The organism is Peptostreptococcus porci (assembly GCF_009695815.1).
In the GTDB taxonomy this organism is placed as follows: domain Bacteria; phylum Bacillota; class Clostridia; order Peptostreptococcales; family Peptostreptococcaceae; genus Peptostreptococcus; species Peptostreptococcus porci.
Map to the genome: position 1 here is coordinate 1 of NZ_VUNE01000002.1, position 14,753 is coordinate 14,753.

The 14,753-nt window shown below is 32.2% G+C and carries 7 protein-coding genes and 1 rRNA gene; 1 reads left to right on the forward strand and 7 read right to left on the reverse strand.

All coding sequences use genetic code 11. The features are described 5' to 3' along the window. The 3 genes from FYJ71_RS04070 to FYJ71_RS04080 all read right to left on the reverse strand — a co-directional run. Positions 1 to 338 (reverse strand): 16S ribosomal RNA (locus FYJ71_RS04070); the annotation flags it as partial. A gap of 370 nt (positions 339 to 708) precedes the next feature. After that, entirely contained in the window at positions 709 to 3,021 is a 2,313-nt protein-coding gene (locus tag FYJ71_RS04075; protein WP_154537554.1) for a Cna B-type domain-containing protein, read from the reverse strand. Between the two features lie 324 nt (positions 3,022 to 3,345). Next, entirely contained in the window at positions 3,346 to 4,803 is a 1,458-nt protein-coding gene (locus FYJ71_RS04080; protein WP_154537555.1) for a hypothetical protein, read from the reverse strand. Positions 4,804 to 5,062: 259 nt separating this feature from the next. Here FYJ71_RS04080 and FYJ71_RS04085 point away from each other — a divergent pair, with 259 nt between their 5' ends. Next, a complete protein-coding gene (locus tag FYJ71_RS04085; protein WP_154537556.1) occupies positions 5,063 to 6,595 on the forward strand; it encodes a cell wall-binding repeat-containing protein in 1,533 nt (510 codons plus the stop codon). Positions 6,596 to 6,774: 179 nt separating this feature from the next. Here the strand turns inward: FYJ71_RS04085 and FYJ71_RS04090 are convergent, their stop codons facing one another. The 4 genes from FYJ71_RS04090 to FYJ71_RS04105 all read right to left on the reverse strand — a co-directional run bounded on the left by FYJ71_RS04090 (position 6,775) and on the right by FYJ71_RS04105 (position 14,710). Continuing rightward, positions 6,775 to 9,036 (reverse strand): cell wall-binding repeat-containing protein, encoded by a 2,262-nt coding sequence (locus FYJ71_RS04090; RefSeq protein ID WP_195836894.1) that lies wholly within the window; start codon positions 9,034 to 9,036, stop codon positions 6,775 to 6,777. Between the two features lie 64 nt (positions 9,037 to 9,100). Then, on the reverse strand, positions 9,101 to 10,978 hold the full coding sequence (locus FYJ71_RS04095; RefSeq protein ID WP_154537558.1) for a cell wall-binding repeat-containing protein: 1,878 nt from the start codon (positions 10,976 to 10,978) through the stop codon (positions 9,101 to 9,103). A 399-nt stretch (positions 10,979 to 11,377) separates the two neighbouring features. Continuing rightward, a complete protein-coding gene (locus FYJ71_RS04100) occupies positions 11,378 to 13,561 on the reverse strand; it encodes a cell wall-binding repeat-containing protein (protein WP_195836895.1) in 2,184 nt (727 codons plus the stop codon). Between the two features lie 372 nt (positions 13,562 to 13,933). Further along, on the reverse strand, positions 13,934 to 14,710 hold the full coding sequence (locus FYJ71_RS04105; protein WP_154537560.1) for a hypothetical protein: 777 nt from the start codon (positions 14,708 to 14,710) through the stop codon (positions 13,934 to 13,936). Positions 14,711 to 14,753: the final 43 nt, after the last annotated feature.

The window sequence follows — 14,753 nt, forward strand, 5'->3', positions numbered from 1 at the left end:
GACCGTGTCTCAGTTCCAATGTGGCCGATCACCCTCTCAGGTCGGCTACTGATCGTCGCCTTGGTGGGCAGTTATCTCACCAACTAGCTAATCAGACGCGGGTCCATCCTATACCGCTAACGCTTTGATAATTCTTCGATGCCGAAAAACTACGTTATCATGTATTAGTAAACTTTTCAGTATGTTATCCATGTGTATAGGGCAGGTTACCCACGCGTTACTCACCCGTCCGCCGCTCAACTTTCATTAATGCAAGCATCAAATCAGTCGCGCTCGACTTGCATGTGTTAGGCACGCCGCCAGCGTTCATCCTGAGCCAGGATCAAACTCTCAAATAAAAATTTAATTCCGCTCAGCTATTATCCCATTTAGAAATATCTGGCTTGGTTTGTTTGTGGTTTAAATTTCTAACAAAACTTACATAGTCTTATTATTATTTAAACGATTAATCAATTTGCTCTTTTGAGCTTATTGAATTAACCTGCTGTTCAATTTTCAAAGTTCATTTTGCCGTCTCATCTTGACGACTTATTAATAGTACCATATCCAAAAATATAAGTCAACACTTTTTTATATATTTTTTTATTTTTTACAAAAAAATTTTGAGCAATGTCTTTACATATTGATAAACAGCAATAAAAGAACTCATAATTAATGAGTTCTTTTATTGTATAATATAATATTTATTTATAATTTAAACTTATAATCTTAATCTAACTTCCCTTTGTATTTTAATTCTGCCAGCATAAGAATACTTCCTACTGCAGAAAATATCCAAGCTAAAAACGATGTATTGCCTTCACTACCAGTTTTTGGTAATGTTTTGTTTGTTTCTGGTTGAGACGCTATACCAACGGTATTTGATGTTTTCAGTTCATTTGAATATGTCTTTTCAGTTGATGTCGGTGATGTGACTGAAGGCTTTAAAGAGTTTCCACCTTGTATCGGATTTGATGGCTTTGTCGATGTCGGCGATGTCGGCGATGTTGGCGGAGTTGGTGGCACTTTGTTATCAGAATTCACCTTTGGCTTTTCAAGTCTATTTATTATCCTAATAATCTTTGAATTATCCAATGTTGATTCTAACATTTCTTTTCTAACCTCAAATATTTTGCCACCAATCACGACCTTACCATTAATAGCACCCTCTTCTTCAACTGTGTATTCTATTTTTTTACCATCATTACCAGATTTATTATATTCTAGATTGTCGAAAGTTGCAGTCCAGTTGTTATGAGAATTTAATAGCCTTGTTTCATTAGTAGCATTTCCATCTTTAAATAGCCTTACTGTTACGGATTCGGGTATATTTTCACCAGTAACACCCTCCCATCTCTTTACAATTTTTAGTTTTGTTATTTGTGGCATAGTCGATTCTATAATCTTTTTCTTGGCATTTGTAATTATATATCCTGTTTTTGCATCTCCAGATATACTTGATTTATACCAAAATTCTCCAAACCTTATCTCATTATTTTCATTTAATCCCATTTCTTTTACAGTATATTCATATTTTGTTCCTGTTGAATCATACTCTTCCAAGCTATCGAATACCGCCTTTGAATTGTCTGGACCAAGTGTAGCTATCTTTCTAGGATTAAATGACTTATTATTTCTCATTAACTCTATCTCAACTCTCGCTTCCTTTGGTGAAGCTATTGATTGTTCTCTATCATCCACCCATTTCTTTTCTACAGAAATGCTCGTTGTCCTAACCTTGTTTTCAACATTAAACAAAGTACCTTCAACATCACTTTCTTTTACTTCAAACTCCAATTCCTGTGCCTCCAAGGGATTAAAATCGATCCAGTCTGGTGCACTTACCTCTTTAATTTTATATGTTCCAACAGGTAATTCCTTAATATTCGCAATTCCCTTAGAATCTGTTTCCAGCGTGAATTCGCTTTTATCACCTTTAATGATACTATTATCAGTCATTTTTAGTATAAATGTAACTCCTTGAATTCCAACCTCAGTACCCTTTACCTTCTTAAAAATTTTCAATTCCCCCTTGACAGTTCCCGTTATTCCAGCACTGACATTAATATTTCTAACTGAAAAATTTGATTCAAGACCTGATACTTCATCTTTGTATAATTCTTGATACCACACCTTTGAATTATTTACAAACTCTTTTTGACTTTGTTCGGCTATTTTCGTTTTATAATTAAAAATAAACTGATTAAGGCTTACATAGTCCTTAGGAATATACACATCTATTTTATTTTGATTAATATTTATATTGGCACCGTTGTATCGTTGTGCAAATTCATTTAATGCATTTGCCCCTGCAAAAGTGGTCTGCGAATTGTTATAATCCGTCACAGTTATATTGAAGCTATCTTTAACAAGCTCATGTCCTCCTTGAATTTCATCTTCAATTCTTATTTCCTTTTCAACATAAACTTTATTCATATTGGCACTTAGCCACCAGTTTATATGTTCTGTATCATTAGTATCCATATTTCCAGTTTTATAGTAGAAAACACTTGTAGTTCCAGACTCCTGCTTTGTAACATTTACACTCGCAGTCTTACCTCCAGAGGAAATATAACCTGTTTTTGTGTCTTTTCCACTTGTATTAGTAAAGTTTCTACCTTGAACCTCAAATGAAACATAGCCTTCTACATTATCCAAATTGTTTATCGACTCATCAAATACAATTGTAGCACCATCCTGTCTAATTGTTGCAGTACCAACTCTTTTATTCTGAATCTCCAATGGTATCTCTTTAACAAAGCCACTGAACAATATTTCATTATCTCTTGTCCATGAAACATTTATCGTTTCTCCACCCTTAATATTATGTCCTGCATTTTCTCGAAAATCTAATCTGACTGTCGTGCTTCCACCGTCATTTATTTCTGTAGGCGAAACTGTCAAATTAGTTACTACTAAATTGCTTATGTCATTACCTTCAGCAAAAGCATCGTTATTTGATAAAGTTCCATCTACTATGCTAATAAAAGCAAATACAAAAGCCAGTAGTGTTAAGCTTATTTTTTTAAAATTAATTTCCATATTTTTATCACTTCCTCCTCTTTGAATAATATGTTATTTTGTGTTTTTGATAATATGCCCTCAAACACAAAATAAAGTATATCATCAATTTTTCCGTTTTTTATATTTGTCAACTTTTGTCCATATTTAATATCTATAAATATTCTTCAATGATTATTTAATTGATTCTAAGATTTATTTTTAATTCTAAGATTTATTTTTAATTCTAGGATTTATTTTTTATTCTGGGATTTATTTTTGATTCTAGAATTCGTTCGTTCGCTATTCATATTAATACGCATTGGCACATTTATGAAAATTGAAAAATCAAAATATTTATCTATTCTAATCTAACAAATTTCTCAAAAAAGATATGACCTCTTCTTTCGTCTTTAAACCAGATTTTTCTCTTATATTGAAAATATATCTTATAAATTGTTTGTTTATTTTTTTATCTTGTGCTCTGATAAGCTTATTCTTTCGGTTGTATCGCTCTATTATTAATCCACCCTTATCATTGATTAGCAGGGATGTATTTTTTACAATATCTTTTGATATATAAACCTCATATCTCTCATATTTTTTCAGCAGGGATATAATCTCCTTCAAATGACATTTAAAATCACTCTTTGAATACTCAATTAGTTTCCCTTGAAATAAAAAAAAATATTTTTCTCGTTCCCTAATATCGAAAACTTCGCAACCACCATTATTTTTCAATATTGAAAGATAAGTACGATTGGATTGCTCATAAACTTCATAAAAATTCAATTCGGGATACTCTTTATCTATTTTCCTTGCCAAAGCCTTTGGAAGGCTATAAAATGGCAAATTTGCCTCCATGTAATAATAGCGTCCATCCATATCACAAATCTGTTCATAACCCTTTATATAAGCACCGACATCATCGTATTCCAAAACATCTATTATAGGATTACTTTTACTCAAAAGACTATCAAATAGTCCCTTACTATAATTAATCATTCCAATCTCGTTCGTAGACATAAATGCTGCATTGTCTAAATTTTCATAGTTAGGAAGTCTTAATAAAGTGATTTCATTTTCGACCAGTATAACGGCATTTACTCCGTACCCATCAGCTTTGTTATACAAATACGGAATAATTTTTTTATTAATAAAATAGGGAAGAAACTTGTTCATCAAAATTATTAACTTAATGTAATATCCTTCATCTGAAAAAAGTAAAACTATCTTTCCATCACTATCCAATAGCTCTTTCGTCAATTCGTAATACTCATAATAATGATCTTCCTCTTCAAAAAAATGGCTATCCCACTCATTTATCTTCCAAAAAACAGTTACGCTTCTATCTGGTTTGATTATTTCCCCGAATATCTTTTTTATACAATCTTTTTTTCCTGCAATTCCATAATAATATTCAGTTATATTCATTTCCTTATCACTTTGTAATCCGATTAGCCTTTCAGAATTCTTTAACTCACCAAAGTCATTCGCCGATATGTCGGACATTAATTTGCTGACAATGTCAACTACCGAATCCTTTAGAACCAACCATTCATACACGACAAGCGATATTTCATCAGTATCATCTTCATCAGGACATCCCACTATATCCTTTAATAGATGAAGCATATTTTTCTTGTCCGCCAATTCCACAAAATAATCGGATATATCGAATAAAAATTCGCTACTTTTTGGTGCTTTTCTCTTTCCTTTTCTTAATTTGGAAATATAAGAAGGGTCAATATACACTGCTTTTGCAAGTTCGGAATTTGACACCGAAAGCAATTTCATCAACAAATCCAATTTTTTATCAAACATATATTTCAACTCCTTTATAAACTCTGCTTTCTTTCACTTCCTTACTATTTAATATCATATTAATTATTAATTTTTACCCTAATAGTAAAATTTCTAATCATATCATAAAGAAATAATATATGAAAAATTTATAGTTTGAATTTCGAAAAAAATCAAAAAGGTATTGATTATTCTTTCAAAATAGGTTGTAATATATGTATGACAACATATATTATGTTTAAAATTATGTTAAAAATTACAAATTAAAAGTGAGGTAATTATGAAATTTAAAAATTGTTCAAAACTTTTTATTTTGACAGTAGGCATTTTGCTCTCTATGAGCTCAATTTCCAATGCAAAAATGTATTCAAACCCTAACGAGAATAGGATATATGGAAAAGACCGATACGAAACATCTGTCATTTTATCAAATAAGTCATTCACATTTAGTGATAATGTAATTCTACTTAATAATGATAATTTATCCGATACTATTGACGCATTCAACGCATCACTGCAATATAATGCACCAATTTTGCTTACAAATGACAAAGTAGAGAAGCTCCAAAAAGACGAAATAAACAGGTTATCATCAAAAACGATATTAACTAATAGTGAATCCATATCAAAAGATAAGAATTTCCAGACGGAAAAATTCAAGCTAAAAAAGCTACCTAAATATTATGAGTACGATAATAAAAAATCAGCATTACTGGTTTCAAACGACGTCGATGCTATTATTTCATCAACATATGCAAGACAAAACAACATGGTAATTATTCTAATAAATAATAATAACAAGATGGAAACAATAAAAAAAATAAAAGAAAAGAATTATGAAAAAATAGCGATAATTGGGGGAAAAGATTCCGTACCTGATGTAGATAACTATTTTTCCAATGTAAAGAGAATCGCAGGAAAAGATAGATATGAAACATCAAAGCTTTTATTAAACGAATCAAAAAGTAAATCCGTACTTCTAACAAGTGGCGAAAACATATCTGATTCGATATCTTCATCAAGCTACGCAGCAAAAATGGACTCAAGTATTCTTCTATGCAATCGTGATGCTTCAAATATTAATGTTTCTGACTACGAAGTAAAGGGTATTATTGGTGGATTAGTGAAGGTTGTACACAATGTATATTATCTAATACCTCATCAAGATGACGAAGTGTTATATATTGGAATCGATATTAATAGAGATGTAAGAGATGGTCACAATGTAAATGCAATTCTATTTACAGATGGCTCAAGAACTAGCGCAATAAAAGCAATAAACAAAAAACTTTCTGAGCAAGGTCTTTCCGAAATAACGAGTGAAGATATTGTCAAGGCTAGAAATAAGGAAATTACACTGGCTCTTAATCATCTCGGAGTGGAAAGTAAAAAAATTGAATTTCTTGGATACATTAACAAAGGCTTATTAAAGACAGACGTCAGCAATGTATTAGATAAAATAGTCAAAAATCAAAATAACGTTGTTTTCAAGACACTTGCTGTTGAGCTTCTTAACCATAAAGACGGTTCTTCAGATCACCTTGCTATTACATATGCTACTGAAGATGCCGAGAAAAAATATAACATCCCTGCTAGTTATTACATAAAATCGGAATGGGATTCTGTTATAACTAAAAAAAATTATAAAGCCATACACCTTAATGACTCAGAAAAAGAAATCATGATAAAGGCACTAAATGCTTACACTATTTGGAACCCTGCAAATGGATTTTATGCCGTTGGTCAAAATTCTGTGCCAGCTTCATTTCAAAACAAAATTAGTCACCCAGTTTATTATATAGAGGTTGACTAGTGCCTTAATATGAGAACTAAAACATTACAATAAATTAACATTGAAAATACACTATATAACAAAAGAGGGCTACTTATCAACTTTTCATTTTGATATGTACCCTCTTTATTATTTTTATATAAGCTTTAAGCTATTTTTATAAACACATCACTGATAAAACATAATCAAGCATTAACACTTTATCTTGATCTACTATATTCTGTTTTATACTCGTTAAATGCATCATTAAGAGCCTTATTCAGGCTTCTAATCTTATCATAAGAGCTTTCACTCAAAATGATTTCACTGCCTGCTTTGTCTTTAAGCTTCTTTGCATTATCAAACAAGTCTTTGTATGCTTTGAGTAATTTATCCATCTTATCCTTGTCTTCTTTGAACACTTTACCATTCGGTTCTGAGTCCTCACAAGTTTTTATTGTACCATCAAGTATTTTCAATTCATCAAAATTTCTGATAACATTTCTAAACTCATCAATCAATCCGTCTAATTCGTTCTCAGGATAGTTTAACTGTGTTCTAGTATTAAAGGAATCCATAGTCTTTTTGTAATCAACTATCTTATCCTCTATATTACTTCTTTTCTTTTTGATGTAATCGGAAAGCTTTACACCAGATGACTCTTTTGGTACATCAGCTTCTTTGTATGCTTTGCTTCTAAAAGAATATTCAATTGTGCTTTTATTATCCTTAATAAGCTTTTCAGCAGTCTTTATCTTATCATCTAAAGCAAGATAAGCATTAAGAACATACTTAAAGTCCTCAGTTGCATCTTTTAAATTTTGCAGGTTTGTAGAAGAAGCAGACTTTCTAACATCGGCTATTGCATAGTCAAGGTTTGCCTTTTTAGACAAGAATTCCGGACTCTGAGTTCTGATATCCTTTGCTTTATTCAATAATTCATTGGCTTCTCTAATCTGAGAATTAGAATCAGAGCTTGAACTACTAGAAGAAACGCTAGAATGTTTTATCTCGTAAGTCAATTCTAATTTTCTCTTTCCATTTGAAACATCAGTCATCAACCTAGTAGCTTCCTTCAATTTAGAGTACAATTCTTTCTGACTACTTGTCATCTGACTCTCTGGAAGAAGAATTCCTCTTTCACTTATCTTATCATAGGCTTTGTCTACCTCTGCTCTCAAAATTGTATTGTACTGGTCATCATTAATTTTAGCAATGTCTTCAAACTTTTTAGTTAAGTCACTCTTCTTTGATATTATAGTTTCAACTGTAACACCAACAAGAGATGATGCACTCTTACTTGTATAATCTCTATACAACTGATCTCTTAGCGTCTTGTACTCATTTATTGCAGTAAGGTTATTTGAATTTCTTGATAACCAACCAACCATCTCGTCATACTTGCTCATCGTCTTTTCCAAATCACTAAGAGCAAGTCTTCTTTTTTCGACCTCGGAGCTTCTATAATTCTTGTAGTTATTTTCCAATCTGTTTAGTAAATCATTTTGAACTGTAAGACTAACAGAGTTCATTCCACCAACCATATATGCCTTATCTCTCTTTTGAGCATTTATATAGTTTGCAATCGGAGTTGGCACTTGCTTATCAACTAATAAAATAGGACCATTTTGCTTTTTTGCAACAGATATTGCAGTAAGTGCATCAGGATAATTTCTACCATCAACGACCACACAAGCACTATCGCTATTTGAATTATAAGAACCATATGTAAACCCTTCAGTAGCAACTTTTGCCGAAGTATCATATCTATCATTTCCAGCAATTCTCTTTCCAGATAAACCAGGTATATTGATTGTAGCAGCACCACCAATAATATAGTTATTTGAATTTGATTTATATTTTGTCATGCTACTTGATAAGCTTTTTCCATTTGTAAGAATCAAAGGCATTCCTTTTTTACCCAACAATGCAGCCGCACTCAATGCATCAGGAAACTTATTAGTATCGCCATTTACAAAGCCAGCACCAGAGAAGCTCTTGTTACCAAGCATAACCTCAGCAACCCTTACAGATGTCTCATATCTATCACTACCACTTATTCTTGTGAATTTCGTAGTCGATTTTAGCTTGCTTTTAATAACCTTTTCAAGATTTGATGATACAGATTTCTCTCCACCCAATATATACACATTAGTAGGATTCAATCTAACAAGCTCATTCAATGTAACAGTAGCTATGCTCTGAGCATTGACCAAAAGTATTGGACTATCAATACTGTAAGCCAATGGTCCACCACTTAAAGCATCTGCTGGATTTGAACCATTTACCAAAATCACATTTGATGACCCATTTGGATAATTACCCTTAGATACATCAACTGCAGTTTGAAACCTGTCAGCTCCACTGTATCTCCTCATTAATTCCACTCCGCTTTTCGTAACAGTCGTTTCCGCACTAGCCAAATTACCAGCACCAGCCACCAACATAGTTGAAGCAAGAGCAACGCATATTTTCTTATTCATACGACATCCCTCCACATATTTCATTTATACTTTATCAATTAGGATTGCTTATACCAAGCTTCGATTACAATCCTTTTACTGCATTATATACTGAATTAGAAACACTACCAATGCCACCAGCTATGTATACATTTCTAACCTTTGCTGATTTTAGGTAATTTGCAACTGAAGTTGGCAAGCTGTTATTTTCTGTCAACAATAATGGAGCATAATATTTGTTGTACAAGCTTATAGATGCTAGACCATCTGGATAGTTCTTTCCACTTGCTAACACTGCTCTATCAACGCCTTCAAAGTACTTAGATGCAATTAGAGTTGATGTTTCATATCTATCACTACCATTGATTCTAGCGCCCTTAAATACAGTTCCCATAGAATTAAATCCACCTATGATAATATTACCACTTCTGTTTAAATCTGACTTTATCATTTTACCATCAGTAAGAAGTATTGGCATACCTTTCTTTGCAGAAAGAGGTCCTGCAGATAATGCATCAGCAAACTGCATACCATTAACAACAATAGCATCTCTTGATGAATTTGCAACCTTTACGAATTCATCATAGACAGCCTTTGAAGTAGCATATCTATCAGCTCCAGATAATCTAACGGCTTTGCGACCATTTGCTAGTTCCTTCTCAGTAGATAATGCAACTGATTTTTCTCCACCTAGTACATATACATTTTCAACACCTAATCTTGATAGCTCTGACTTCACCATTTCAATATTAGACTTGTTATTGTCGACCAACAACAACGGTGCCTTTAAAGTATTTGCCAATGCTCCACCAGATAATGCATCAGCAAAGTTTTCACCACTTACAACAATAGCATTCTTAGATGAATTAAAGGCTTTTTTGCTTAATTCGATTGCAGTTTCATATCTAGTATCTTTAGATATTCTTTCTACAGTCGGATTTAACTTCTCAACCTCAGGTTTTATTTCATCTTTGTTTGGTTTGCTTGGATTAGGATTCACATTACTTATCGACTGCATTTTCACATTTAATAGGAAGTTATTCATATCTTCTCCCTTTACTTCTATGAAACCGTCAGTGTTGTTCCAAGTAAAATCTAGAGATGAGTATTCTGAATAGGCTGAAATAGTACTTTCTTTATATTCCCCATTTCTAACATATCCATCTTTATATTTTTTATAATCATTATTTATTCTTCTATATACATCCAAATTCGCATAGTACTTTACATCAAAACGTTTTGACATTGATACATTTTTACCTTTACCCGCACCTAAATACAATCTTATAGTGCTCGGGTTATTACTTGGTTTTAATATGAATGTGTCCTTATTTTTTCCAATTATAGCTGAATAAACAGTTGCACTTTCATTTGAATCAATGTAAGTAGACACTTCGTTTTTATAAGTGTCAAAATTTGAAGCATCCAACGTAACATTATCAGGCAACTTCTTTAATTGATTTTCTGTATTGCTAACAGTATAAGCCATTACTTTTATTTTGTCGTTTGTAAGCTTTGTTCCTTTTGCAGTAAACTTTATATTCGCACTCCCATTTGAAGAATCAACTGGAACATAGAATCTAGAATACCCACTATCATTTGCTCTGTATTCTGTAGTCGATGATTTAACAACTGTAGGTGAATATGTTCCATTTTCCTGCATCAATTCTAGGTAGTTGTCTTTGTCAAGTTTTGAAGATCTTCCACTTACAAAATTATTTTCGATATCAATAGCAACAACACCTTTATTTTCGCTATTTACCCTTATACCATTTACAGTAATCGTAGCACTTCCACCAGACAAAACAACATCCGAATACGTTCCCATGTTTGTGCTCACATCCAACGCACTTGAAATAAATACCGGAAGTCTGTCAGCAGATACACCTATTGCACTGACTGCTAATGTGATGGCACATAGCACCGAAACTATATTTTTCTTACAAATACTTCTAAACTTCATAATTACCTCCTAAAAAATATTGTATAATACACAGAATATCTATACCTTTCTACCCTATATTATAACATAAAAAAAGCGGTGTCAAAAGCAGAATATAGATATATTACTAGCTTTTTTATTAAGTTGTTGTATTTGTTATATTTAATATTGATGATAAAATCATAAAATATTAATTCATGATAGTCCTGTAATTTTTAATTTATTAAAATGTTAGCATTTTATGATATATACTGGCATACCTATTCTAATTGAATTTCTTGTTATGGGATATTCCAATTTATAAAAGCTTTTTAACAATAAACTAAATTTTTACTATCAACGCTAAATATTATGCAAGCAAAAAACAGAGTGGAAAACCACTCTGTTTTAAAGTTTAATATAAACTTATTAATTTAAATATTAAAGACCTAACTTTTCAACAACAGTCTTCATAACGTCAGCAGCAACAACTCCACCAACCTGGAATACCTTTGAAGTTCTTCCTGGAGCATTAGCTAAAACTGAGAACAACGCATCATTCTTAAATAATGCTAACTGATCTGAAGTTAATTTATCTCCAGTAAGAAGTATCGGAGCCTTATTTGAAGCAGCCAAAGCACCTGCAGTCTGAGAATCTACTAAGAATTTAGTATCACCACTTGTCACAACAAGACCACCGACCATAGTCTTAACATCATTATCTACAGCCTTATCAAAGAATGTCTTTAGTACTTCAACATTAGTAGCATATCTATCAGCCCCAGATATTCTGCTAACTTCTGTGCTAGCTTTTGCTAACTTGATATCCTTCAATACCTGAGTAGAAACTGAAGATTCACCACCAATAACATAAGCTTTTTCCAATCTCAAATCAGCAAGGAAATCTCTTGTAGTTCTAGAAATTCCTTTTTGAGGAACAACTACAACTGGACTAACTTTCTTAGATACAACTTTTGCAGCTACTGAAGATATTGACATTGCATCAGCAGCACCTTCACCACCAACTACATATGCAGTCTTATTAACAGAAGTATCATATTTAAGTCTTCTTGCAACATCTAAAGATGTTTCATATCTATCAGTACCAGATAATCTAACGACAACTGCACCAAATTTTTCCTGTAATGCCTTATCAACACTTGTTGGAACAGAGTTTGCTCCACCTACTATGTAAACAGTTTTTCTATTTAAATCCTTTGTTGCTCTCTTTATTTCTGCAACTGTATCAGCACTCAAACCATTCTTTGCATCAGCAAGAAGAATTGGAGCATTTTTTACAGATGCTAGAGGAACTGCAGAAAGACCATCCATTAATGCTGTAGCACCAACTATTACAACTGAATCCGCCTTACCTTTTTCAAATCTCTGATTAGATACTTCAATTGCAGTAGCAAATCTATCAGCACCAGCCAATTTTACAAAATGACCAACAACAACTTCTGTTTTACCTCTTAAATCGTTAAGAACTCTAACAAGATCTTTCTGAACCTTCCCTTCAATATTAAACTGAATTATTTTTTCAACTGCAGTATCATTAGCATTTCTTACCTTAGCTTTAACTTTAAGAACATACTTATCGCCAACTTTCTCAATCTTAGCGTTTCCAGTATCTAAAGCATCCTTACCTGTAAGTTCGTAATTAACACCTTCATAGTTAAATTTAAAGTTTGGCTCTCCATTATTTGCTTTTATAAGTTTATTTACAAGTTCAGCACCTTTTTCAGTATATCCATTATCGCTTGTATAGATAGTAGGTACATCAATTACTGTATTTTCAGCGTTAGCCAAAGTGTATACAATAGTATCACCACTCACTACATCAACAGTTTCTTTCTTTTCATCAGCATTTTTTGCTATGCCAAATTTAACAATCTGATCAAAAACTGATTGCTGATTCGCATGAGCAGGGTTTATTTCTTGTCCATCTTTTGCAAAAGCCTTGCTCAAATCTGGAGTTTCGTCACCAACTTTGAAAGTAAGTTTTGTACCACTAGTCAAGTTAACAGTTAAAACACCATCTTTAACTTCAGGAGCATTCTTCAAATAAGATGCCACTCCATTAGCAGCAATACCAGCCTTATCAAACTCATCCTTAAGTTTATTCAATGCATCAGCATCTTTTATTATCTTACTATCTGTGATATAAACTGAACTATTATCCTTTATTCCCTTATCAACGATGTACACCTTAACATTAGGATTATTTGCTAACATCGCATTTTCAATAACACCAACAGCCTTGGCAGCATCAGTTATAACAACAGCACCAGGAATAGAATTCGCTCCAATCGCTAATTTTGCAGCTTCAGAACTGTATCCACTCTTATCTAAAGCCAATACACCCTTAGCTTCATTTTCAACTAATCCTGTCGCTAAAACAGCATATCTTGAATTCATATAAGCATCCACTTCATTAGGATTACTCAATGCAATACCATCCTGCTTCTTGTCAGCATACTTAGTATCTAACGCTTTCTTAATTTCAGCATTTACCTGTGAAGCTGATGCATCATTAACACTTAACATTTCTGCACTAGCTAACACTGGAGCTACAGTTGTAACTGCTGTTGCAGCAGCCATTAAAACAGCTAATTGTTTTTTCATTTTTATCATTCCTCCCAAACATATTATTCAATTACATTTCATAATTTCATAAAAGTTGCATCGAAAACGCAACTATATTTCTCACACCTTAATATTATTACAAAATTGTAATAAATTCAAGAGTTTTTTGGAATTTTTTTCATTTTTTTTGATTTTTTTATCAAAATGTGGTTCAAAACTCCAATCAACCACCACTTAGTATACACTAAATATGCCTATTTATCAATAGAAAGTGCATATTTATATTATTTGGATGTTTTTTAATATATATTAGGTCATTTAATCTTATATTTGTTATATTTATTGTTTTCTGCGTTCTTCAATACATCTCGTATTGATATATTTTTTTAACTTAACTTTTACTCTTATTTATTATTTGCCTTGTTCTTCATAAAATCTCTCAATAATCTCTTTGCAATCTTCTTTTTTTACTATTTTGTATCTCAAAGGACTATATTCTGGCTTTGTCAAATCGTACACGATATAATTTTTGCTATCATCTGGATCTGGTATGTATACCTTGTTGTCTAACCTTGCAAGCATCAATTCTTTATCCTTATCCGCCCTATCAACAAATTCATAATACAATTCCTTCCAGACAGTATCGCATTTTTCAAAGAAATCTTTTTGATAGTTGAACACCAAACTTTCGTGAATACTCAATGTTTTTGCAGTATCCTTTACGGTGTATTTATATAATTCTCTCAATATCTTAACTACGAACATCAACTGATATTTTCTTATATTGTTAACGCTTTCCATATAGATTCTATCGCCTCCAAATTCTTCATAGAATTCCTTCTTCTTGTTGATATAATCCTCTATCGAACATCCTGAGGCACGATTGGACGTCATATCTATTATTCCAATAGTATTGAGTATATCCTTTGCCTTGTTCAATACTTTTCTGTTTTTGGTAACATTTCCTGTCAACAATAAGTCAGCATTCACTTCTTCAAATACTTTAGTGTTCGGATCTTTGTTTGATACGTGCATCCAAGATGACGTAAGATTTTTTTTATTATTCTTTTTATCGGTATTTGAATTCTTTCCCTCCACTTTTCTATTATTTCTATCACAATTTTCATCTGCAAATATTGTTACCATCTGCTGCTTAATAACAAAAGCTTCGTTCCTAAAATCACGCATACCAACGTTCCTCCTTATTATTTCTTTTGACCGTAATATATAT

Bases quoted from the DNA above. Each gene is read 5' to 3' on its own strand.
- FYJ71_RS04085 (WP_154537556.1), top strand. From the start codon at position 5,063: ATGAAATTTAAAAATTGTTCAAAACTTTTTATTTTGACAGTAGGCATT.
- FYJ71_RS04105 (WP_154537560.1), bottom strand. From the start codon at position 14,710: ATGCGTGATTTTAGGAACGAAGCTTTTGTTATTAAGCAGCAGATGGTA.
- FYJ71_RS04095 (WP_154537558.1), bottom strand. From the start codon at position 10,978: ATGAAGTTTAGAAGTATTTGTAAGAAAAATATAGTTTCGGTGCTATGT.
- FYJ71_RS04080 (WP_154537555.1), bottom strand. From the start codon at position 4,803: ATGTTTGATAAAAAATTGGATTTGTTGATGAAATTGCTTTCGGTGTCA.
- FYJ71_RS04100 (WP_195836895.1), bottom strand. From the start codon at position 13,561: ATGAAAAAACAATTAGCTGTTTTAATGGCTGCTGCAACAGCAGTTACA.
- FYJ71_RS04090 (WP_195836894.1), bottom strand. From the start codon at position 9,036: ATGAATAAGAAAATATGCGTTGCTCTTGCTTCAACTATGTTGGTGGCT.
- FYJ71_RS04075 (WP_154537554.1), bottom strand. From the start codon at position 3,021: ATGGAAATTAATTTTAAAAAAATAAGCTTAACACTACTGGCTTTTGTA.